At 70.5% G+C, this 20858-nt stretch carries 19 protein-coding genes; 13 read left to right on the top strand and 6 right to left on the bottom strand.

From position 1 onward, the window contains the following. Positions 1-42 precede the first annotated feature (42 nt). The 13 genes from tsf (at position 43) to IE177_RS29960 (ending at position 14622) form a co-directional block, all read left to right on the top strand. The gene (gene tsf, locus IE177_RS30020; protein WP_190018628.1) at positions 43-879 is read left to right on the top strand and encodes a translation elongation factor Ts; all 837 of its coding nucleotides are present in this window, start codon (positions 43-45) and stop codon (positions 877-879) included. 203 nt (positions 880-1082) lie between these two features. Next, positions 1083-1841 (top strand): UMP kinase, encoded by a 759-nt coding sequence (gene pyrH / locus IE177_RS30015; protein ID WP_190018627.1) that lies wholly within the window; start codon positions 1083-1085, stop codon positions 1839-1841. A gap of 181 nt (positions 1842-2022) precedes the next feature. Next, on the top strand, positions 2023-2580 hold the full coding sequence (gene frr, locus IE177_RS30010; RefSeq protein ID WP_190018626.1) for a ribosome recycling factor: 558 nt from the start codon (positions 2023-2025) through the stop codon (positions 2578-2580). After that, complete coding sequence (locus IE177_RS30005) at positions 2580-3716, top strand: phosphatidate cytidylyltransferase (protein WP_190018625.1); 1137 nt, start codon at positions 2580-2582, stop codon at positions 3714-3716. Before frr ends, IE177_RS30005 begins: the two co-directional genes overlap by 1 nt. A 205-nt stretch (positions 3717-3921) precedes the next feature. Beyond that, positions 3922-5148 (top strand): cytochrome P450, encoded by a 1227-nt coding sequence (locus tag IE177_RS30000; RefSeq protein WP_190018624.1) that lies wholly within the window; start codon positions 3922-3924, stop codon positions 5146-5148. A gap of 206 nt (positions 5149-5354) precedes the next feature. Further along, positions 5355-6068: a hypothetical protein gene (locus tag IE177_RS29995; RefSeq protein ID WP_190018623.1), complete on the top strand. Its 714-nt coding sequence runs from the start codon at positions 5355-5357 to the stop codon at positions 6066-6068. Between the two features lie 168 nt (positions 6069-6236). After that, positions 6237-8135, top strand: a complete 1899-nt coding sequence (locus tag IE177_RS29990) for a CYTH domain-containing protein (RefSeq protein ID WP_190018622.1) — start codon at positions 6237-6239, stop codon at positions 8133-8135. A gap of 98 nt (positions 8136-8233) precedes the next feature. Then, a complete protein-coding gene (locus IE177_RS29985; RefSeq protein WP_190018621.1) occupies positions 8234-8617 on the top strand; it encodes a DUF6086 family protein in 384 nt (127 codons plus the stop codon). A 106-nt stretch (positions 8618-8723) separates the two neighbouring features. Beyond that, a complete protein-coding gene (gene rlmN / locus IE177_RS29980) occupies positions 8724-9830 on the top strand; it encodes a dual-specificity RNA methyltransferase RlmN (protein ID WP_190018620.1) in 1107 nt (368 codons plus the stop codon). A gap of 225 nt (positions 9831-10055) precedes the next feature. Further along, on the top strand, positions 10056-11138 hold the full coding sequence (locus IE177_RS29975; RefSeq protein ID WP_190018619.1) for a thiamine ABC transporter substrate-binding protein: 1083 nt from the start codon (positions 10056-10058) through the stop codon (positions 11136-11138). Between the two features lie 38 nt (positions 11139-11176). Further along, positions 11177-12778 carry an ABC transporter permease gene (locus IE177_RS29970; RefSeq protein WP_190018618.1) on the top strand — a complete coding sequence of 534 codons (1602 nt, stop codon included), beginning with the start codon at positions 11177-11179 and terminating at the stop codon, positions 12776-12778. Further along, entirely contained in the window at positions 12778-13800 is a 1023-nt protein-coding gene (locus IE177_RS29965; RefSeq protein WP_190018617.1) for an ABC transporter ATP-binding protein, read from the top strand. The genes IE177_RS29970 and IE177_RS29965 overlap by 1 nt, the downstream gene beginning before the upstream one ends. A 24-nt stretch (positions 13801-13824) precedes the next feature. Then, complete coding sequence (locus tag IE177_RS29960) at positions 13825-14622, top strand: maleylpyruvate isomerase family mycothiol-dependent enzyme (protein WP_190018616.1); 798 nt, start codon at positions 13825-13827, stop codon at positions 14620-14622. Positions 14623-14722: 100 nt separating this feature from the next. Here the strand turns inward: IE177_RS29960 and IE177_RS29955 are convergent, their stop codons facing one another. The 6 genes from IE177_RS29955 to IE177_RS29925 all read right to left on the bottom strand — a co-directional run bounded on the left by IE177_RS29955 (position 14723) and on the right by IE177_RS29925 (position 20729). Next, the gene (locus IE177_RS29955) at positions 14723-15412 is read right to left on the bottom strand and encodes an LAETG motif-containing sortase-dependent surface protein (protein WP_308431599.1); all 690 of its coding nucleotides are present in this window, start codon (positions 15410-15412) and stop codon (positions 14723-14725) included. Between the two features lie 213 nt (positions 15413-15625). Further along, positions 15626-16033 carry a VOC family protein gene (locus IE177_RS29950; protein ID WP_190018615.1) on the bottom strand — a complete coding sequence of 136 codons (408 nt, stop codon included), beginning with the start codon at positions 16031-16033 and terminating at the stop codon, positions 15626-15628. Between the two features lie 128 nt (positions 16034-16161). Next, entirely contained in the window at positions 16162-17895 is a 1734-nt protein-coding gene (locus IE177_RS35285; protein WP_229816337.1) for a hypothetical protein, read from the bottom strand. After that, positions 17877-18626 (bottom strand): ABC transporter ATP-binding protein, encoded by a 750-nt coding sequence (locus tag IE177_RS29935; RefSeq protein ID WP_190018614.1) that lies wholly within the window; start codon positions 18624-18626, stop codon positions 17877-17879. Before IE177_RS29935 ends, IE177_RS35285 begins: the two co-directional genes overlap by 19 nt. A gap of 197 nt (positions 18627-18823) precedes the next feature. Further along, positions 18824-20188: an aspartate aminotransferase family protein gene (locus IE177_RS29930; RefSeq protein ID WP_190018613.1), complete on the bottom strand. Its 1365-nt coding sequence runs from the start codon at positions 20186-20188 to the stop codon at positions 18824-18826. 19 nt (positions 20189-20207) lie between these two features. Beyond that, positions 20208-20729, bottom strand: a complete 522-nt coding sequence (locus IE177_RS29925) for an Lrp/AsnC family transcriptional regulator (protein WP_190018612.1) — start codon at positions 20727-20729, stop codon at positions 20208-20210. Between the last annotated feature and the right edge of the window lie 129 nt (positions 20730-20858).

The raw sequence follows: 20858 nt of genomic DNA, 5'->3' as shown, positions 1-20858 counted from the left end.
GATCTGAAGATCTCCCAGACTTCGAGAAAGACTCACAGACTCATGGCGAACTACACCGCCGCCGACGTCAAGAAGCTCCGTGAGCTCACGGGCGCCGGCATGATGGACTGCAAGAAGGCGCTGGACGAGGCCGAGGGCAACGTCGACAAGGCCGTCGAGGCCCTGCGCATCAAGGGCCAGAAGGGCGTCGCCAAGCGCGAGGGCCGCTCCGCCGAGAACGGCGCCGTGGTCTCCATCATCGCCGACGACAACTCCTCCGGCGTCCTCGTCGAGCTGAAGTGCGAGACGGACTTCGTCGCCAAGGGCGAGAAGTTCCAGGCCGTGGCCCAGGCCATCGCCGAGCACGTCGCCAAGACGAACCCGGCCGACCTCGAGGCGCTGCTCGCCTCCGAGATCGAGGCCGGCAAGACCGTCCAGGCGTACGTGGACGAGGCCAACGCCAACCTCGGCGAGAAGATCGTCCTGGACCGCTTCGCGCAGTTCTCCGACGGCTACGTCCTGGCCTACATGCACCGCACCATGCCCGACCTGCCCCCGCAGATCGGTGTCCTGGTCGAGTTCGACAAGCCGAACGCCGAGGTCGCCAAGGGCATCGCCCAGCACATCGCCGCCTTCGCGCCGAAGTACCTCTCCCAGGAGGACGTCCCGGCCGAGGTCGTCGAGTCCGAGCGCCGCATCGCCGAGGAGACCACCCGCGCCGAGGGCAAGCCCGAGGCCGCGATCGCCAAGATCGTCGAGGGTCGTGTCAACGGCTTCTTCAAGGACGCCACGCTGCTCGGCCAGCCGTACGCGCTCGACAACAAGAAGTCGGTCCAGAAGGTGCTGGACGAGGCCGGTGTCACCCTGAAGCGCTTCTCGCGCATCAAGGTCGGCATCTGAGTCCGTACCGCGATCGACGCGCGACCCGGCGGGAATTCCCGATAGGGTCGACAGCAGTCGTCCGCGCACGCCGCCACACTTGGCTGTGGGGCGGACGGCAGCAGATCTGACGAGGAGGCCATTGCCGCGCATGGGAGCGAAAAGCGACCCCATCGGCAATGGCCTTCTTCGCATGTGCAACACGTGAAAGAGGCGGGATCTCCATGACCACCAAGGCCCAGAAGAGCGACGACGGCAAAGTACGCGGCCGGTTTCTGCTGAAGCTGTCCGGAGAGGCCTTCTCCGGTGGCGGGGGCCTGGGAGTCGACCCGGACGTGGTGCACAAGATCGCCCGCGAGATCGCCGCCGTCGTCCGCGACGGAGCGGAGATCGCGGTCGTCATCGGCGGCGGCAACTTCTTCCGCGGCGCCGAACTCCAGCAGCGCGGCATGGACCGCGCCCGCTCCGACTACATGGGCATGCTCGGCACCGTGATGAACTGCCTCGCCCTCCAGGACTTCCTGGAGAAGGAGGGCATCGACAGCCGGGTGCAGACCGCCATCACCATGGGCCAGGTCGCCGAGCCGTACATCCCGCTGCGCGCCGTGCGGCACCTGGAGAAGGGCCGCGTGGTCATCTTCGGCGCCGGTATGGGCATGCCCTACTTCTCCACCGACACCACCGCCGCCCAGCGCGCCCTCGAGATCGACGCCGAGGCGCTGCTCATGGGCAAGAACGGGGTGGACGGGGTCTACGACTCCGACCCCAAGACCAACGCCGACGCCGTCAAGTTCGACGCCCTCGGCTACGGCGAGGTCATCACCCGCGACCTCAAGGTCGCCGACGCCACCGCCATCACGCTGTGCCGCGACAACAAGCTCCCGATCCTCGTCTTCGAGCTTCTCGCGGAGGGCAATATCGCCCGCGCCGTCAAGGGTGAGAAGATCGGCACCCTGGTGGGCGACCAGGGCAGCCGGGACTGACCGGCGCCCCCGCCACCGGGTACGACACCTGTCCGGGGGACGGACGGGACGCACCCTGGCCGGGGGATGGACAATGTCCTGCCGGTCGGGAACCGTGCAGGAAGAAGACGCGACGAAGCCGGCCGCCGCCCCGAACGAGGAACCGCAGCCGGGCCTTACTCAAGACACGCAGGAGCAAGTGGTGATCGAAGAGACCCTCCTCGAGGCCGAGGAGAAGATGGAGAAGGCCGTCGTGGTCGCCAAGGAGGACTTCGCCGCGATCCGCACCGGCCGTGCGCACCCGGCGATGTTCAACAAGATCGTGGCCGACTACTACGGTGCCCCGACGCCGATCAACCAGCTGGCCTCGTTCTCCGTGCCGGAGCCGCGCATGGCGGTCGTGACCCCGTTCGACAAGAGCGCGCTGCGCAACATCGAGCAGGCGATCCGCGACTCCGACCTGGGCGTCAACCCCAGCAACGACGGCAACATCATCCGGGTGGTGTTCCCGGAGCTGACCGAGGAGCGCCGCCGCGACTACATCAAGGTCGCCAAGGGCAAGGGCGAGGACGCCAAGGTGTCCATCCGCTCCGTCCGCCGCAAGGCCAAGGACGCCATCGACAAGCTGATCAAGGACGGCGAGGTCGGTGAGGACGAGGGCCGCCGTGCGGAGAAGGAACTCGACGACCTGACGGCGAAGTACGTCGCCCAGGTGGACGAGCTTCTCAAGCACAAGGAAGCGGAGCTGCTCGAAGTCTGATGAGCGACTCTTCCTGGGGGGCGTCGCCGCCACTGGTGGGGCAGGCCGGGTACTGGGGGTCCACCGAGGGTGGACCTGTCCAGGGGGCCGCCACGGCGGGTCCCGCATACGATGCGCCTGAGGCGCAGCACACTCGCCCCATGCCCATCGTGCCCGACCCACCCTCGTACGGCGCAGACCAGGACGACGACCGGGGGGCCGCTCGGCTGGGCGGCCCCCTGTTCCGAGACGACACCTTCCAGGACCGGCCCGCCCCGGCCGTGACCCAGAATCCGGAGCCCATGCCCGACGCCCCGCAGCCGCCGCCGGCGCCGCCGAAGAAGAGCGCGGGCCGTGACCTGAGCGCGGCCATAGGGGTCGGCGTCGGACTCGGTGTGGTGATCGTCGCGTCGCTGTTCGTCGTCAAGGCCGTCTTCGTCGGCGTCATAGCGGTCGCCGTCGTCGTCGGCCTGTGGGAGCTGACCAGCAGGCTGCGGGAGCGCAAGGGCATCAAGGCGCCGCTCGTGCCGCTGGCGCTCGGCGGTGCCGCGATGGTGGTCGCCGGGTACGTGCGCGGCGCCGAGGGGGCGTGGGTCGCCATGGCCCTGACGGCCCTGGCCACGCTGGTCTGGCGCATGACCGAGCCACCGGAGGGCTACCTCAAGGACGTCACGGCCGGTGTCTTCGCGGCGTTCTACGTGCCGTTCCTCGCCACGTTCGTCGCGATGATGCTCACCGCCGACGACGGTCCCTGGCGGGTCCTCACCTTCCTGCTCCTGACCGTCGTCAGCGACACGGGCGCGTACGCGGTCGGCTGGCGCTTCGGCAAGCACAAGCTCGCCCCGCGCATCAGCCCCGGCAAGACCCGCGAGGGCCTGCTCGGCGCGGTGCTGTTCGCCATGGTCGCGGGCGCGTTGTGCATGCAGTTCCTGATCGACGACGGCACCTGGTGGCAAGGTCTGCTGCTGGGCCTCGCGGTCGCGGCCAGCGCCACGCTGGGCGACCTCGGGGAGTCCATGATCAAGCGGGACCTGGGCATCAAGGACATGGGCACCCTGCTTCCCGGCCACGGCGGCATCATGGACCGACTGGACTCGCTGCTGCCCACGGCGCCGGTTGTCTGGCTGCTGATGGTGATCTTCGTCGGCTCCACGTGAGCCGAGCGGCACACGGCTTCACGGGCCCCCGTCCTGACCGCAGGACGGGGGCCCGCCGCCGTGTTCCGGACGCGCCCCGGCCCAGCACCCGCCGCACCCGGATGCCGCAGCACAAATCGGCGGGCGGAGGCGGTCGGCGGCAGACTCCCTGAGAGGACGGCGAGTCCGCCGCCGCCCCGCCTTCGCCACCGCAGGGAGTGTGCCGATGCCCCTCGACCCAGCCCCCGCCCCGCCCGACCCGCCGGTGCGGTTCTGGCCCGTCGACGACCTGCCCGCGCTCGACCCCGACCCGTTCCTGGACGGGCTGCTGCGAGACGAGCCGGTCACCCGGATCAAGCTGCCGCACGGTGCCGGACAGGCCTGGCTGGTCACCCGGTACGAGGACGTCCGGTTCGTCACCTCCGACCCGCGCTTCTCCCGCGAGCAGGTCGTCGGCCGCGACGTCACCACCATGCGTCCGGTGCCGGTGGCCTCGCAGACGGCCGGCCTGCAGTACATCGACCCGCCCCGGCACAACCGGCTGCGCCGGGTCGTCGCCCGGGCGTTCACCGGCAGGAGCATGCAGCGCCTGAGGCCGCTGGCCGAGCGCAGGGCCGCCGAACTGCTCGACGGCATGGCACGCGCCGGCGCACCGGCCGACCTCATGGAACACCTGCACGGCCCCTTCCCGATCGCCGTGATCCGCGACTTCCTGGGCGTCGAGGAGAAGGACTGGCACCGCTGGGCGGCCACCGGTGAGGCCCTGCTGTCGGCGGGCGCCGAGTCGAAGGAGCGGGCCAAGGAGGCCGCCCAGGCCACCCGGGCCCGCATCGTCGAACTGCTCCAGCAGCGCCGCGAGGACCCCCGCGAGGACCTGGCCGGGGTGCTGGCACAGGCCGCCGCGGCGGGCGAGATCACCGACGACGAGGCGGTCTCCCTGGCCACCGCGATCCAGGTCAGCGGCGGGCACGCGGTCCGCAACAACAGCGGTTCGATGATGTACGCGCTGCTGACCCACCCCGGACACCTGGACCGGCTGCGCCGCGAGCCGGAACTGCTGCCCCGGGCGGTGGACGAACTGTTCCGCTACGTCCCCCACCGCAACGGCGTCGGCATCCCCCGGGTCGCCGTCGAGGACGTCGAGGTCGGCGGACATCTGGTCCGGGCCGGCGACGTGATCTACAACGCGTACGTCGCCGCCAACCGGGACCCCGACGTCTTCCCCGACCCCGACGCCCTCGACTTCGACCGCGAGGACGGCCCCCACCTGGCGTTCGGGCACGGACCGCACCACTGTCTGGCCGCCATCATGGCCCGCATGGAGGCCGAGGTCATGATCGGCGCCGTACTCGCGCGCTTCCCGGGCATCAGGCTGGCCGTACCGCCCGAGGAGGTCGAGTTCCAGCGCCAGGGCCTGATCCGCGGGCCGAGGACGCTGCCCGTGACGTGGTGACGGCGGGGGCCGGGGACCAAGGAGCCCACGCCGCGCTGAACCGCCCGGGAAGGCCCTGGATGTTCGTCCGGAAGGCCCTCGTTAGTCCGATTTATTGATCTGCAAGCGTGTTTCATCATCATCGTACCGATGCTTCGACGTGCCCAGGTCAAGCTCCGCATGTGGCCTCGGGAACCACTCGGGCCTCAAGGACAAGGAGCATCCATATGGGTCATGAGAACAGGGCACACGGCGGATCCAGCAGGGTCCGCAGACTCGCGGCGATCACGACCGCGGTGACGGTCGCGGTGGGGACCCCCGCGGTGGCGGTGGCCGTCGGCGTGACGTCCCAGGCGGGAGTGGCGTACGCCGCCGATTCCGGCTGCCGCCACGACGATTCCGACAGGCTTCACCAGCGGGCGGGTGGCGGCTGCGACGGCACCCGTCACCCGAAGCCCACCGTCACGGTCACGAAGACGGCGACCGCAACGGCGACGGTGACCGCGACGACCACGGCGACCGCGACCACCACGGCGACCGCGACGGTGACCGCGACCGCGACGGCGTGCGGCACCGGCGTCGACTCGACGAAGCCGAACGGCAATGAGCAGTTCCTCGCCGCCCTGGCCGACGGGGTGCCGTACGCCGGCAGGCGCCCCAACACCAACATCAACCCCGACAACCCGAACATCGTCTCGGGCCCGGCCAACGCGGCCGGCTGGATCGATCTCAGCACGATCGCCGGCTACCCCACCGACTCCCCGGTCTGTGGTGTCTCGGTCGACGCCCAGGGCAGTGACGCCTTCTACAAGATCATCACTCAGGGCGGCTCGGTCTACACGCTGCGCTGCGCGGCCAACGGCACCACTCTCGTATGCCCCGCCCCGGCGCAGGGGACGACACCGCAGTCCCAGTGGACGGCGGTGAGCCCCCAGCCCTGACGTGGGAAGTCCCCGGTGACCGACGGCCCCTGGACGGTCAACCAGGACAGGGGCCGTCGGGTACGGGTCTCCGTGACAGCGGTAATATGACCGTTCGCCCGGTATGTACGGCCGAGAATTTTTGCAGTAGGCTCCGTCTCCTTGTTCGGCCGTCGTCGGGGGGCGATAGTGGGCACCGAGATAGAACAGAAATTCGAGGTTCCGGTCGGAAGCATCTCGGTGATCACCGAGAGTCTGCGGAACGACGCCTCTCTGGGGAACTTCACCGTCTCCTATCTGCGGAAAGTGTCCAACCTCGACACGTATTTCGACGTCAACGGTGAAATCAACTCACGAAACTGGTCCCTGCGTGTACGGGAAAAGAATGCCGGTATCTCCGTGACGTTGAAGCGGCCGCAGCCGGCAAGCGGAGGGAGTTCGGCCACCCATCGCGAGGAGTTGGAGAATCCGCAGGATGGGACCCTGGTCGAGGTACTCGATCGAATCGTGGCCATACTGTGCGGTGAGGGGATCATTCCCGTCCCTCCCTGCACTGTCGAAAGCCTCGTCCATCGACATGGTGCCATCGCGGCGTTGCGCCGACTCGATCTCGTCAACACCTATCCTGTGAGGACGAGCCGGGATGTCTGGAAGGTCGTCGATGCGAGCGGAGACGTCGCGGAGCTTGCCATCGACGAGACCGAGTACCTCGACGCCGTGCAGGGGAGTGTGCGTGAGGGGAGGATCGAGGTCGAGATCTACGATCCCGCACAGGCCGCGAAGCTGGCGGAGATACGGCGCCACATCAAGGAGCGTTTCAACGCGCGCGATGTGCGCAACTCCAAGTTCCAGCAGGCGCTGATTCATCACGCTTCGCAGCATCTCCGCGACAAGCTCGAGGCCAAGGTGACCCTGCAGGACATCGCGAGTTACGACAATGTCGCTGCCCAGATCGACGGCTCCGGTGAGTTCGTTCGGGGGTACAGGTTCCACCGGCTGGCGGATCGCCGTATCGCCGACGTCTATTTCGACACGAAGAAGTACGAACTCTTCAAACTGGGCTGGTACCTGCGACTCCGTCGGGAGCAGGACACCGAGGAGTACACCTTCCGGCGCCTGAAGGAGCGCGGAGAGCAGCGGTACGGAACGGCCATGCAGCAAGAAATAGTGGTGCGGTCGTCAAGTGACCTCGAAGAGGCGTGGTCCGCGATCCGGGGCTGGCTGTCCGGTATTCGCGGGCTTTCACGGGTGGAAGCCCCGGCCGATTTCGGGCACCTTCGGGAGTCACTCGTCGAATCGGGCCTCCAGGAAAGCCTCGAAGTGGATGTAAGCCGGTCTTCCTGGATCGTCGACCGTGCCAGCGGAATCGACGTGTTCTCCGTGCCGGACTTCAGGAACAGAATCGCCAAGGTGAAGTACGACCGCGTCACCTACCGGCACCCCGGCACTTCGAACCCCCTCTCCCACTTCGAGTTCGAGGTGACCGGCGTGGAGGACGAGGACGCCGCTCCGAACTCGCTGCGGCGTGATTCCTTCCAGGCCTTCCTGGGGGACTTCGTGGAAGTCTGCGCGGACAGGACGAACGGCGGCCTCGTCGACAGACGTACGAGCGCGAAGTACTTCTATGGCCTGACGGAGCTCGGTATCGTTGACAAACCCGAATGGCTCGCCGACGGGCGGCTTTCCGTGCAACTACTCGCTCGTGAGATCGCACCGAAAGAGACACTGACCCGTAACACCGGTCTCATGCGATTCTGGAGTGCGCTCGCGACTCTGATCGCGGGGTTGTTCGCCCTCAGTGTCGGCGAAGGCGACGGCCTTCTGGCGAAGGGTTCACCGAGTCTTGTCTCGATAGCGATGCAGACGTTCGGCTTCGTGGCCCTGGTCGCCGGATCGTTCTTCCTGTTCAGGGATCCCCCTGGCCCGGTCTCGATGGTCCGTCGGGTGGCGATCATCGCCTGCACGGTCATCGCTGCCGTCGCGATCACGATCCCCTCGATGGGACGAGGCAACGCTGCGGACGCGACAGCGTTCCTCGGTGTTCTGCCACTCGTGATCTCCCTGTCGAGGAGTGGCATGCGGGGATGAACCCGCCGCCGGCAGCCCGGGTGCGGCTTCGGATATACGGTGCTGGGACTCTGGGCCACCAGGCCCCGAGATCGGCCTCGGAGTGCGGAGATCGCAGAGTGAGCTACCCCTACGAACTGGGCGGAGAAGCACTGTGGGACGCGGGTTACCACAGTGGAAGGCTGTACGCCTCCCTTGCCCGGGGCGCGGCGGAGTCCGTGGGCCTGCCGACCGGCCTGACCGAGACCCCGCACGGCAGCTGTGACATAGACCTGCCGACGTTCCGGGCCTTCGTGCAGGGCCTGTACGCGCGCTACTCCTCGACCTCACACCCGGTGACACACGGCCTGGCGCGCGGCCTGCTGGTCACCTCGCTGGTCCTCCTGGAACGCGCGGGGGCTCCGCTCACGCTGAAGCCCGAACACGAAGAAGCCCTCGGTGAGGAGAAGACCGCCTTCGCGCATGCCATGGGGGACGGGGAGCAGGGCCGGAGTCTCGGCTAGGCCCTCGACCCGGACGAAGGCACCGCTCCACGGACGATCACGGACGACAGTCGTGGTGACCGACAGCCGCAGGTCACCCGATTGGATCTGCGACACTGGTACCACCATGCCCAAGCCCGGAGAACTCATTTTCGTAGCGCCGCGCGGAGCTCAGAAGCCGCCGCGGCATCTCGCCGATCTCTCGCCCGCCGAGCGCAAGGACGCGGTGGCCGAGGCCGGGGAGAAGCCGTTCCGTGCCAGGCAGCTCTCGCAGCACTACTTCGCGCGGTACGCGCCCGACCCCGAGCAGTGGACGGACATTCCGGCCGGGGCCCGCGGCAAGCTGCGGGAAGCGCTGTTCCCGGAGCTGATGACCGTCGTGCGGCACCTGTCCACCGACCAGGGGACCACGCGCAAGACGTTGTGGCGGCTGTTCGACGGGACGCTCGTGGAGTCCGTGCTGATGCGGTACCCGGACCGGGTCACCATGTGCATCAGCTCGCAGGCGGGCTGCGGGATGAACTGCCCGTTCTGCGCCACCGGCCAGGCGGGGCTCGACCGGAACCTGTCCACCGCCGAGATCGTCCACCAGATCGTCGACGGGATGCGGGCGCTGCGCGACGGAGAGGTGCCCGGGGGGCCGGCCCGGCTTTCCAACATCGTCTTCATGGGCATGGGGGAGCCGCTCGCCAACTACAAGCGGGTCGTGGGCGCCATCCGGGCCCTCACCGACCCCACCCCCGACGGGCTCGGGCTCTCGCAGCGCGGGATCACCGTGTCGACGGTCGGGCTCGTGCCGGCCATCCACCGGTTCGCCGACGAGGGCTTCAAGTGCCGGCTCGCGATCTCCCTACACGCCCCGGACGACGAGCTGCGCGACACCCTCGTGCCGGTGAACACCCGGTGGAAGGTGCGCGAGGTGCTGGACGCCGGGTTCGAGTACGCGGAGAGGTCCGGGCGCAGGCTGTCCATCGAGTACGCCCTCATCCGGGACATCAACGACCAGGCCTGGCGCGGTGACCGGCTCGGCAGGCTGCTCAAGGGCAAGCCGGTGCACGTCAACCTCATCCCGCTCAACCCGACGCCCGGGTCGAAGTGGACCGCCTCGCGGCCCGAGGACGAGAAGGCGTTCGTGGAGGCCATCGCGGCCCACGGTGTGCCGGTGACGATCCGGGACACCCGTGGTCAGGAGATCGACGGGGCCTGTGGTCAGCTGGCGGCCACGGAGCGATAATCTGGCCACGTCGCTCCGGCGGCACCCACACATCTGCATATTCCGACAGGGGAGCGCCACAGCGCTGAGAGTGCGGCACCGGGCCGCAGACCCTCTGAACCTCGCCCAGGTCATTCTGGGTAGGAAGTTCGGTCACCACTCAAGCTGTTGCGCCCTGCCCGGGCCGCCCCCGCGGAGCCCGGGCGGGGCCGCGTCTCTTCCTGGCCAACCCCAGGAGGACATCCAGTGCACAACAAGACCTTCATGGCCGCGGCGGCCGGGCTCGGCCTGCTCGCCCTGCCCGCGCTGACCGGGTGCGGGTCGTCCGGCGCCGACGGGTCCGCGGACTCGAAGACCGTGACGCTGGTCAGCCACAACTCGTGGGCCGCGTCCAAGAGCGTCATCAAGGACTTCGAGAAGCGGTCCGGCTACAAGGTCAGGGTGCTCAACGACGGCGACGCCGGACAGGCCGTCAACAAGGCCATCCTGACCAAGGGCAATCCGCAGGGCGACGTCTTCTTCGGCGTCGACAACACCCTGCTGTCCCGGGCCCTCGACAACGGGCTGTTCCAGCCGTACGAGGCGAAGGGCTCCGGCCTCGTCCTGCCGCAGTACCGCGTCGACCAGGACAAGCACCGCGTCACGCCTGTCGACACCGGCGACATCTGCGTCAACTACGACAAGGCCTACTTCAGCGAGCACAAGCTGACCCCGCCGCAGTCCTTCGCCGACCTCGCCAAGCCGCAGTACAAGAACCTCTTGGTCACCGAGAACGCCGCCACCTCTTCGCCGGGCCTCGGCTTCCTGCTGGGCAGCGCCGCGAAGTTCGGCGACGAGGGGTGGCAGGACTACTGGAAGAAGCTCAAGGCCAACGGCGTCAAGGTGGTCGACGGCTGGGACCAGGCCTACCGCCAGGAGTTCTCCGGGTCGTCGGAGGGCAGGAAGGCCGGCGGCGACCGGCCGCTCGTGGTCTCCTACGCCTCCTCGCCGCCCGCCGAGGTCATCTACGCCAAGAAGCGGCCCGGCACCGCCCCGACCGGGGTGGCCTACGGCACCTGCTTCCGGCAGGTGGAGTACGCGGGGCTGCTGAGCAACGCGAAGAACACCAAGGGCGGCAAGGCGTTCCTCGACTTCCTGCTCACCAAGGAGTTCCAGGCGGACATGCCGCTGAACATGTTCGTCTACCCGGTGCGCAAGGGCGTCCAGGTGCCGCCGGAGTTCGTGAAGTACGGCCGGCAGGCCGAGCATCCGGAGACGCCGGCCCCCGCCGAGATCGCCGCCAACCGTGATCAGTGGGTCAAGTCGTGGACGTCACTCGTACTGAAGTGAGGGCGTCCCGGCGGGCGAACGCGGCGCGGCTCGGGCTCATGACCCTGCCCGTCGCGTTCTTCGCGCTGTTCTTCGCCTGGCCCGTGGCCGCGATCGTGGCGCGCGGGCTCGAGGTGGACGGCGCCTGGCGGTTCGGGCGGATCGCGGACGTCGTGGCGCAGCCGGACATCCGGCACGTGCTGTGGTTCACCACCTGGCAGGCGCTCGCCTCCACCGCGCTCACCCTGCTGCTCGCGCTGCCCGCCGCCTACGTCTTCGCCCGCCTCGACTTCCCCGGCAGACACCTGCTGCGGGCCGTCGTCACGGTGCCGTTCGTGCTGCCGACCGTCGTCGCCGGCAGCGCCTTCCTGGCCCTGGTCGGGCGGGGCGGACTGCTGGACGAGCTGTGGGGGGTACGGCTGGACACCACGGTGTGGGCGATCCTGCTGGCCCACGTCTTCTTCAACTACGCGGTCGTCGTCCGCACGGTCGGCGGGCTGTGGGCCCAGCTCGACCCCCGGCAGGAGGAGGCCGCCCGGATGCTGGGAGCCTCCCCGCTGCGCGCCTGGCGGAAGATCTGCCTGCCCGCGCTCGCGCCCGCCGTGGCCGCCGCCGCGCTCATGGTGTTCCTGTTCACCTTCACCTCCTTCGGCGTGGTGCAGATCCTCGGCGGCCCCACCTTCTCCACCGTCGAAGTCGAGATCTACCGGCAGACCTCCGAGGTCTTCGACCTGTCCACGGCCGCCGTCCTCACGCTGGTGCAGTTCGCCGCCGTCGGCACCGTCCTCGCCGTGCACGCCTGGACCGTACGGCGGCGGGAGAGCGCGCTGCGCCTCGTCGACCCCGCGGTGACCGCCCGCCGGCCACACGGCCCCGGGCAGTGGGCCCTGCTCGCCGGGGTCCTGCTGAGCATCGCCCTGCTCCTGGTGCTGCCGCTCGCCGTGCTCGTCCGGCGCTCCCTGGACGCGCCCGGACTCGGCTACTACCGCGCGCTGACCGACCCCGACGGCGGAACGTTCCTCGTGGCACCCGTGCACGCCGTGTGGACGTCGCTGGAGTACGCCGCCGCCGCCACCGCCGTGGCCGTGGTGATCGGAGGCCTCGCCGCGGCCGCGCTGGCCCGCCGCGACGCGGGGCGGATGATGCGTGGCTTCGACGCGCTGCTGATGCTGCCGCTCGGCGTGTCCGCCGTGACCGTCGGCTTCGGCTTCCTGATCGCGCTCGACGAGCCGCCGCTGGACCTGCGCCAGTCCTGGATCCTGGTGCCGCTCGCCCAGGCGCTGGTGGGCGCCCCCTTCGTCGTACGCACCATGCTGCCCGTGCTGCGGGCGGTGGACGAACGGCTGCGGGAGGCGGCGGCCGTGCTCGGCGCCTCGCCCTGGCGGGTGTGGCGGGAGGTGGACCTGCCGTTGGTGCGGCGGGCGCTGCTCGTCGCCGCCGGGTTCGCGTTCGCCGTGTCGCTCGGCGAGTTCGGGGCGACCGTGTTCATCGCCCGGCCGGACAACCCGACGCTCCCGGTCGCCGTGGCCAAGCTGCTCAGCCGCCCCGGCGAGATGAACTACGGCCAGGCGATGGCCCTTTCGACCATTCTCATGGTGGTCTGCGCCGCCGCGCTGCTCGTCCTGGAGCGGCTGCGGACCGACCGGACGGGGGAGTTCTGATGCTGCTGAGCCTGCGGGCCGCGACCGTGCGCTTCGGCGGGCGTGCCGTGCTCGACGCGGTCGACCTCGACGTCGCCGAGCACGAGGTGGTGTGTGTGCTCGGCCCCAGCGGCAGCGGCAAGTCGACGCTGCTGCGGGCGGTGGCGGGGCTGCAGCCGCTGGACTCCGGGCAGGTGCTGCTCGACGGCCGTGACCACAGGGGCGTTCCCGCGCACCGGCGCGGTGTCGGCCTGATGTTCCAGGACCACCAGCTCTTCCCGCAGCGGGACGTCGGCGCGAACGTGGCCTTCGGGCTGCGCATGCACCGGGTCGCCAAGGGTGAACGCGACGCCGAGGTGGGGAAGTTGCTGGAGCTGGTGGGGCTGCCCGGCGCCGCCCGCCGGGCCGTGGCCGGGCTGTCCGGCGGTGAGCAGCAGCGCGTGGCCCTGGCCCGGGCGCTCGCTCCCCGGCCCCGGCTGCTCATGCTGGACGAGCCGCTCGGCCAGCTCGACCGCTCCCTGCGCGAACGGCTGGTGGTCGAACTGCGGGAGCTGTTCGACCGGTTGGGGACGACCGTGCTCGCCGTGACGCACGACCAGGGCGAGGCGTTCGCGCTGGCCGACCGGGTGGTGGTGATGCGGGACGGGCGGATCGCGCAGTCCGGGACCCCGCTGGAGGTGTGGCAGCGGCCCGCCGACGCGTTCGTCGCCCGCTTCCTGGGCTTCGACAACGTGGCCCCGGCCACCGTCGCCGGCACGGCGGCCGACAGCCCCTGGGGCAAGGTACCGGTGCCCGACGGCTCGCCGCAGGGCAGCCGCACCCTCCTCGTCCGGCCCGCCGGGGTACGGCTGGTGGCGGCCGAAGCGGGCCTGCCCTGCACGGTGACCACCCGCACCTTCAGGGGCACCCACGTGGCCGTCGGACTGCTGCCCCGGGACGGCGGCCCGCGCCTGGAGGCGGCCTGCGCGCTGCGGGACGCACCGGAGCCGGGAGCCGGGGTGGGCGTCGCGTTCGACGCGGCCGAAATCGTCGTGCTCGATTGATCATCGCGCGCTTAGGGTGAGGTCATGACGTTGCTCGCACATGACCGCTACTGCGATGAAATCGACCATCAAGTACAGCAGTTGAGGGCCGTGGTGACCTCCGGCGCCGACCTGGCCGCCACCGTGCCGACCTGCCCCGAGTGGTCGCTCGAAGACCTCGTGCGCCACATGGGCGGCGCGCTGCGCTGGGTGGACACCCTGGTGCGCGCCCGGGCGCAGGAGAACATCCCGAAGGAGCGGGTGCCGTTCGGCGCCGGGCCCGAGGAGCGGGGCGACGCGGCCGCCCTGGACAAGTGGCTCGCCCAGAGCGGCGAGCTGGTCGTCGGCGCGCTGCGCGAGGCGGGGCCCGGCACCGCCGTGTGGACCTGGGCGGGCAACCGCGACTGCGGCTTCTGGGCCCGCCGCATGGCGCACGAGATCACCGTGCACCGCGCCGACGCCGTGCTCGCGGCCGGCCTGCCCTACGAGGTCGCGCCCGACATCGCCGCCGACGCGCTGGACGAGTGGCTGGAGCTCGTGGAGTGGGTGCAGCGCAACGACGCGCACCCGGCCGCCGGGGAGCTGCGCGGCTCCGGCCGCAGTATCCACCTGCACGCAACGGACGCCGGCCCGGACCTGAACGCCGAGTGGATCGTGGAGCTGGGCCAGGAGGGCGTCAGCTGGCGCCGCGGCCACGAGAAGGCCACCGTAGCCCTGCGCGGCCCGCTCACCCCTGTGCTGCTCGCCTTCTACCGGCGCCTTCCGCTGGACGCCCCGGGCCTCGAAGTCCTCGGCGAGCGTGAGCTGCTGGAGTTCTGGCTGGAGCGGACCAGCTTCGGGTGAGCCGGGCCGGCTGCCGGTGAACGCGACCGCGGCCCGTCCCCCGGGGATACGGGGACGGGCCGCGGTGCCGTACGGGACGAACGGTGTACGCGGTCCGGCGTCAGCCGCCGTTCTTCGCACCGCGGCGGCGCATGCCGAAGAACACCGCGCCACCGCCGACGACGACCAGGGCGCCCGCGATGCCGGCGATCAGACCGGTGTTGGAGCTGGCGCCGGTCTCGGCGAGGTCCGAGTCACCGGCCGCGGGGGACGGCGCGTTGCTCGACGTGCCCGCCGGGGCGGAGCTGGACTCGGAGGCCGACGGGGCGGGGGACGCCGTCTTGGCCGGGACGGACTCGGACGGCGCGGGCGTCCTGGAGGGCGTCGCCGTCGGCGACTTGCTCTCCTCCGCCTTGCAGGCGGTGGCCGGGGCGCTCAGGTCGGGCTTGACGTCCTCGTCGACGACGTGCCCGGCCTTGACGTGGACGCGGTAGGTCGCGTTCGGCTTCCAGTCCTCCGGGAAGGTGACCGGAGTACCGTCCTTCGAACCCTTCACCTCCTGCTGGCCGACCTTCGTCTCGATACCGCCGGCGCCCTTCAGGAAGACGGTGACGACGGCGGGGACGGCGGTTTTGTCGGTGTCGGTGACGACGATGACGCCCTTGCCGCCTTCGCACTTGGCCTCGGCCTTGAAGTCACCGATCGTGCACGCGAAGGCGGAGCCGGACAGTCCCAGCACCACCGCGGTCGAGGCGGAGGCGACACCCAGGATGCGCACGGAACGGCGTGCGCTACGGCGAGTTATGGACACGTTTGTCCTTTACAGAGCATAACTGCGGGGGGTTGTGGAGGAGTTGGGACGACAGAAGAGGCGAGGTCCCAGCACCCCCAGGAGGCTCACAGGTCTATAAGCGCTCCGTAAGCAGTGTCAATGCATATGCCGTCAGGGGCCGTTGGCTTTGCCTGTCCATTACTCGCCGCGACGTTTGAGCGCGCCCGGGCTCTGAAGACGCGACCGCGGGCGTCAGCCCTGGACCGCGGCCGGGTCCATCCAGATGACCTCCCACGTGTGGCCGTCGAGGTCGTCGAAGGCGCGGCCGTACATGAAGCCGTGGTCCTGGGTCGCGCCGCTCGCGGTGCCGCCTGCCGCGATGGCCTTGTCGACCAGCTCGTCGACCTTCTCGCGGCTCTCCGCGCTCAGGGCGATCAGCACCTCGCTGGTCGTCGTCGCGTCGGCGATCTCCTTCTTGGTGAACGTGGCGTAGAACGGCTTGGTGAGCAGCATCGCGACGATGGTGTCGCTGATCACCACCGAGGCCGCCTTCTCGTCGCTGAACCGGGGGTTGATCGAGTAGCCGAGTTCCGTGAAGAACTTCTTCGAGGCGTCGAGGTCGTTCACGGGCAGGTTCACGAAGATCATCTGCTGGTACATGGGGGCTCTCCCGTCGTGGTTCTCGCCGCGGTGTCACGCGGGTCGCGCGGGTCGCGCGGTCAGATGGGTAGACCGGCGACCCCCGCCGGACTCATCGGCGGCCGCCGACTTTTTTCCGACCCGGCCGCTCAGCGGGCCGTGGGCAGCGCCGCCAGTGCGGCGACCGCCAGGGTGAGCGGGCCGAACAGGGCCACCAGGGTGGCCGCGCGCAGGGCGGCGGCAGCGCGGAGCATGGCGGCCGGCGCGCCCAGCCGGAGCAGCGCCGCGACGGTGGCCGCCCGGCACTGGCGGGCCTCCACGGCCGCGGTGAGGAGGGTCGCGACCGAACATCCGGCGACGAGGAGCGCGCCGAGGGTGGTCAGCGGGCCGAAGGCGCGGGCGGGTGCGCCGTACAGGGCGGTCATGGCGTAGCCGGCGGACGCCACCGCGCAGAGGACGCCGAGGGGGCGGCCGATCCGGCCGGCCTCGGTCATGAGAACCCGGCCGGCGAGCAGCCGCAGCGCACCCGGACCGGCGGACTGCAGGAGCCGGCCGCACAGGTGGGTGAGGCCCGGAGCGGCGAGGACGAGGCCGACGGCGGTGAGCAGCCAGCCGATCAGGAGGGTGAGGGCCTCGCCGGGGAGGGTGGCGGGAGTGGGCCTGGGGACGGAGCGCCCGGCGTACGCCTGCGCGGCGAGGCCGACGGCGAGCAGGGCGATGCCCCAGGGGAGCCCCACGGGCGTACGGTCGCCCGGCGGGGGCACGGCGCCGGGACGGTCGTCGTCCGGGGCCGCGAGCTCCGGGCCGGGGACGCCGTCCACCGCTGTGCCCGCGCCACCCCCACCCACGGACCGAGCCCACTCCTGGCCGCCGTCGCCGGCCTGCCCGCTCGCGATGAGGGAGTCGCTGTCCCGGGCCTGTCCGGCTGGATACAGGGGGGCGCCGTCTTCGCCCGGGCCGCCTCCGGTGAGCGGGTTGCCGTTCCGGGCCTGAGCCGCCCCGGCGAGCGGGCCGCTGTCTTCGGCCCGCCCCGCCGGGCTGTGGCGGTTGCCGTCCCGGGTCCGTCCTGCCGGGGTGTGGTGGTCGCCGCCGCCGGCCTGAGCCGTCAGGGTGCGGCGGGTGCCGTGCCGGGGCTGCGCCGTCGGGATGGGGCGGTCGCCGTCTTCGGCCCGCCCTGCCGGGCTGAGGCGGGCAGCGTCTTCGTTCCCTCCCGCCGCAGCCTCGGTCCGCCCCGCGGGTGCGCGGCGGTCGCCGTCCGCCGTCCCGCGTCTCGCCCCGAACCTGCCGTACGCCCCGAACGTCTCCCTCGCCGCCGCGGTACCGTACGCGCCGAAGCGGCCGTATCCACGGGGGCCCGGGGTGGTGGGGCGGGGGTCCTTCGGGCGCAGGGCGAGTGCCACCGTCGTCGAGGCGACCGCCGGGAGCAGGACCAGCAGGGTGAGGGTGCCCGGAACGGGCAGGGGCCGGTCCGCGGCCAGGAAGTCAGCGGCCGCGCCGTTCAGAGGCATGCCGGTCAGGTCGCCGCGCAGGTGGAGGAAGAGCAGCAGGGCCAGCAGGGAGCCGACGCCGCAGGACAGGGCCGTGGTCAGTGCCGAGACCGCCATCAGGCGGGCCGGGCCGAGGCCGACGGCGGAGAGTCCGGGGCGCGGCCGGGTGCCGGGGTCGGTGCGGGCGACCGCGAGCGCGAAGTACACCGTGGCGGCGAAGGGCACCGTGCACCAGGCCAGGCGCAGCGCGGACGCGTCCACCGCCTCGGGGTGGTGCAGGGCGTGACCGAGGCAGGACAGCAGCAGGAAACCGGTGCCCGCCGAGGCCGCGGCCACCAGCAGCCGACGCAGCTGTACGGCGGGGTGCGCGGCGCGCGTCAGACGGAGAGCGAGCACGCGGCCCGGCCTTCCGTGTCGGGGCTGTCGGGGCTGTCCGGCAGATGCACCGTGTGCACGCGCCGGCCGTCCAGCAGGCTCACCGTGCGGTCGGCGAGGGCGGCGGTCCCGGGGTCGTGCGTGGCGAGGACGACGGTGATGCCGTGCGAGCGGGCCGCGGCGGTGAGCGTGCGCAGGACGTGGCCGCGGTCGGCGCGGTGCAGCGGGGCCGTGGGCTCGTCGGCGAACAGCACCGTCGGCGAGGGGGCGAGGGCGCGGGCGATGGCGACGCGCTGGCGTTCGGCGTGCCGCAGCTGGTGCGGCCGTCTGCGGGAACTGTCGCCGACGTCCAGGCGCTCCAGCCACTCCAGGGCGGCCGCCTTGGCCCGGCGGCGGCCGGCGCCGCGCAGCATCAGGGGGAGGGCGGCGTTCTCCCAGACGTTCAGCTCGGGAATCAGGACCGGCTCGGGGTCGATCCAGCCGAAGCGGTCCCGGCGCAGCCGCTCCCGGGCCGCCGGGCCCAGGGTGTGCACGGGCGCGCTGTTGAACCAGACCTCGCCCTGCCGTACCGGCAGCTGGCCGGAGAGGCAGCGCAGCAGGGTCGTCTTGCCGCTGCCGCGCGGGCCGCTCACGGCCAGGATCTCGCCCTCCCGCACACCGAGGGAGATCCCGCCGAGGCCGGGAGAGCCGTCGGGGTGCGTGAAGTGCAGGGAGCGTGCCCAGAGCACGTCGTTGTCCGGCGGGGCCTCCATGGGCGTACACCTCGGTTCTGATCCGTTGTGCCGTGCGTGTTCCCCCGTCCGGGGGAACGAAGGCAGGGCCGATCGGTCACTGGAACGCTAGGCAGCCGTCAGGAGGAGGCCGGACAGCACACGGCCCCGGGCCGCCGTTCTCACTCGAACGGGGGGCGCCGGGGCCGGTGTCGGTCAGCTGATCGGACGGATCGGGATCAGAGCTTGGTCCATGCCTCGGTCAGCGTCGCACGCAGGATCTGCTCGATCTCGTCGAACGTCTCCTGGTTGGAGATCAGCGGCGGGGCGAGCTGGATGACCGGGTCGCCGCGGTCGTCGGCTCGGCAGTACAGGCCGTTCTCGAACAGCGCCTTGGAGAGGAAGCCGTACAGGACGCGCTCGGTCTCCTCCTCGTTGAAGGACTCCTTGGTGCTCTTGTCCTTCACCAGCTCGATGCCGTAGAAGAAGCCGTTGCCGCGGACGTCGCCGACGATCGGGAGGTCGTGCAGCTTCTGCAGGGTCGACAGGAACGCGCCCTCGTTGTCCAGCACGTGCTGGTTGAGGCCCTCGCGCTCGAACAGGTCCAGGTTGGCCACGCCCACCGCGGCCGACACCGGGTGACCGCCGAAGGTGTAGCCGTGCAGGAAGGTGTTGTCGCCCTTGTAGAACGGCTCGGCGAGGCGGTCGGAGACGATGCAGGCGCCGATCGGGGAGTAGCCCGACGTCATGCCCTTGGCGCAGGTGATCATGTCCGGGACGTAGCCGAACTTGTCACAGGCGAACGTCGTGCCCAGGCGGCCGAAGGCGCAGATGACCTCGTCCGAGACGAGCAGCACGTCGTACTGGTCGCAGATCTCGCGCACGCGCTGGAAGTAGCCGGGCGGGGGCGGGAAGCAGCCGCCGGCGTTCTGCACCGGCTCCAGGAAGACCGCGGCGACCGTGTCCGGGCCCTCGAAGAGGATCTGCTGCTCGATCTGGTCGGCGGCCCAGCGGCCGAAGGCCTCCGGGTCGTCGCCGAAGATCGGCGCGCGGTAGATGTTGGTGTTCGGCACCTTGTGCGCGCCCGGGACGAGCGGCTCGAACGGCGCCTTCAGGCCGGGCAGACCCGTGATGGACAGGGCGCCCTGCGGGGTGCCGTGGTAGGCGACCGCACGCGAGATGACCTTGTACTTGGTGGGCTTGCCCGTCAGCTTGAAGTACTGCTTGGCGAGCTTCCAGGCGGTCTCGACCGCCTCGCCGCCGCCTGTGGTGAAGAAGACCTTGTTCAGATCGCCCGGGGCCTGGTCGGCCAGGCGCTCGGCCAGCTCGACGGCCTTGGGGTGGGCGTAGGACCAAACCGGGAAGAAGGCGAGTTCCTGGGCCTGCTTGAAGGCGGTCTCGGCGAGTTCCGTACGGCCGTGACCGGCCTGGACCACGAACAGACCCGCGAGACCGTCGAGGTAGCGCTTGCCCTTGTCGTCGTAGATGTAGGTGCCCTCACCCCGGACGATGGTCGGGACGGGGGAGTTCTCGTACGAGGACATGCGGGTGAAGTGCATCCACAGGTGGTCGTACGCGGTGCGGCTGAGGTCCTTGGTGCTCACGGTTATCGGGTCCTCACGGTTATCGGGTTCCCCACATGTAGGTCTGCTTCTTCAGCTTCAGGTAGACGAAGCTCTCGGTGGAGCGCACCCCGGGCAGGGCGCGAATACGCTTGTTGATGACGTCCAGCAGGTGGTCGTCGTCCTCGCAGACGATCTCGGCGAGGATGTCGAACGAGCCCGCGGCCATCACCACGTACTCGACCTCCGACATGGCGGTCAGCGCGTCCGCGATCGACTCGACATCGCCCTCGACGTTGATCCCGACCATCGCCTGCCGGCGGAAGCCCACGGTGAGCGGGTCCGTGACGGCGACGATCTGCATCACGCCCTGGTCCAGCAGCTTCTGCACGCGCTGGCGCACGGCCGCCTCGGACAGGCCGACGGCCTTGCCGATCGCGGCGTACGGCCGGCGGCCGTCCTCCTGGAGCTGCTTGATGATGGCGAGGGACACGGCGTCCAGCTGGGGGCTGTTGCCGTTCCTGGACTCGCGGGAGGAGTCCCTCTGGTCTGCGCTTCGACTGGCCACGGCCACACTGTGCACGACGTCTCGGCAGTTTCGCAAGGCCTGGGCGATGAAATTCGTTGTTTGCGACTCTCACTCGTGCGGATTTCGCAGAACCGGTGGCGACGGGGGTGTTGAAATCGCGGGCGCGCCGATTAGGGTGGGGTG

Origin of the sequence: Streptomyces lucensis JCM 4490, assembly GCF_014650035.1 — a bacterium.
GTDB classification, from domain to species: domain Bacteria; phylum Actinomycetota; class Actinomycetes; order Streptomycetales; family Streptomycetaceae; genus Streptomyces; species Streptomyces lucensis.
The sequence above is the reverse complement of the archived record's forward strand: the minus strand, read 5'-3'. Positions and strand labels throughout refer to the sequence as shown.

Coding starts and splice junctions, on each gene's coding strand:
- IE177_RS29935 (WP_190018614.1), bottom strand. CDS start 18,626: ATGGAGGCCCCGCCGGACAACGACGTGCTCTGGGCACGCTCCCTGCAC.
- IE177_RS30005 (WP_190018625.1), top strand. CDS start 2,580: ATGAGCGACTCTTCCTGGGGGGCGTCGCCGCCACTGGTGGGGCAGGCC.
- pyrH (WP_190018627.1), top strand. CDS start 1,083: ATGACCACCAAGGCCCAGAAGAGCGACGACGGCAAAGTACGCGGCCGG.
- rlmN (WP_190018620.1), top strand. CDS start 8,724: ATGCCCAAGCCCGGAGAACTCATTTTCGTAGCGCCGCGCGGAGCTCAG.
- IE177_RS29950 (WP_190018615.1), bottom strand. CDS start 16,033: ATGTACCAGCAGATGATCTTCGTGAACCTGCCCGTGAACGACCTCGAC.
- IE177_RS29960 (WP_190018616.1), top strand. CDS start 13,825: ATGACGTTGCTCGCACATGACCGCTACTGCGATGAAATCGACCATCAA.
- IE177_RS29965 (WP_190018617.1), top strand. CDS start 12,778: ATGCTGCTGAGCCTGCGGGCCGCGACCGTGCGCTTCGGCGGGCGTGCC.
- IE177_RS29970 (WP_190018618.1), top strand. CDS start 11,177: ATGACCCTGCCCGTCGCGTTCTTCGCGCTGTTCTTCGCCTGGCCCGTG.
- IE177_RS29995 (WP_190018623.1), top strand. CDS start 5,355: ATGGGTCATGAGAACAGGGCACACGGCGGATCCAGCAGGGTCCGCAGA.
- IE177_RS30000 (WP_190018624.1), top strand. CDS start 3,922: ATGCCCCTCGACCCAGCCCCCGCCCCGCCCGACCCGCCGGTGCGGTTC.
- tsf (WP_190018628.1), top strand. CDS start 43: ATGGCGAACTACACCGCCGCCGACGTCAAGAAGCTCCGTGAGCTCACG.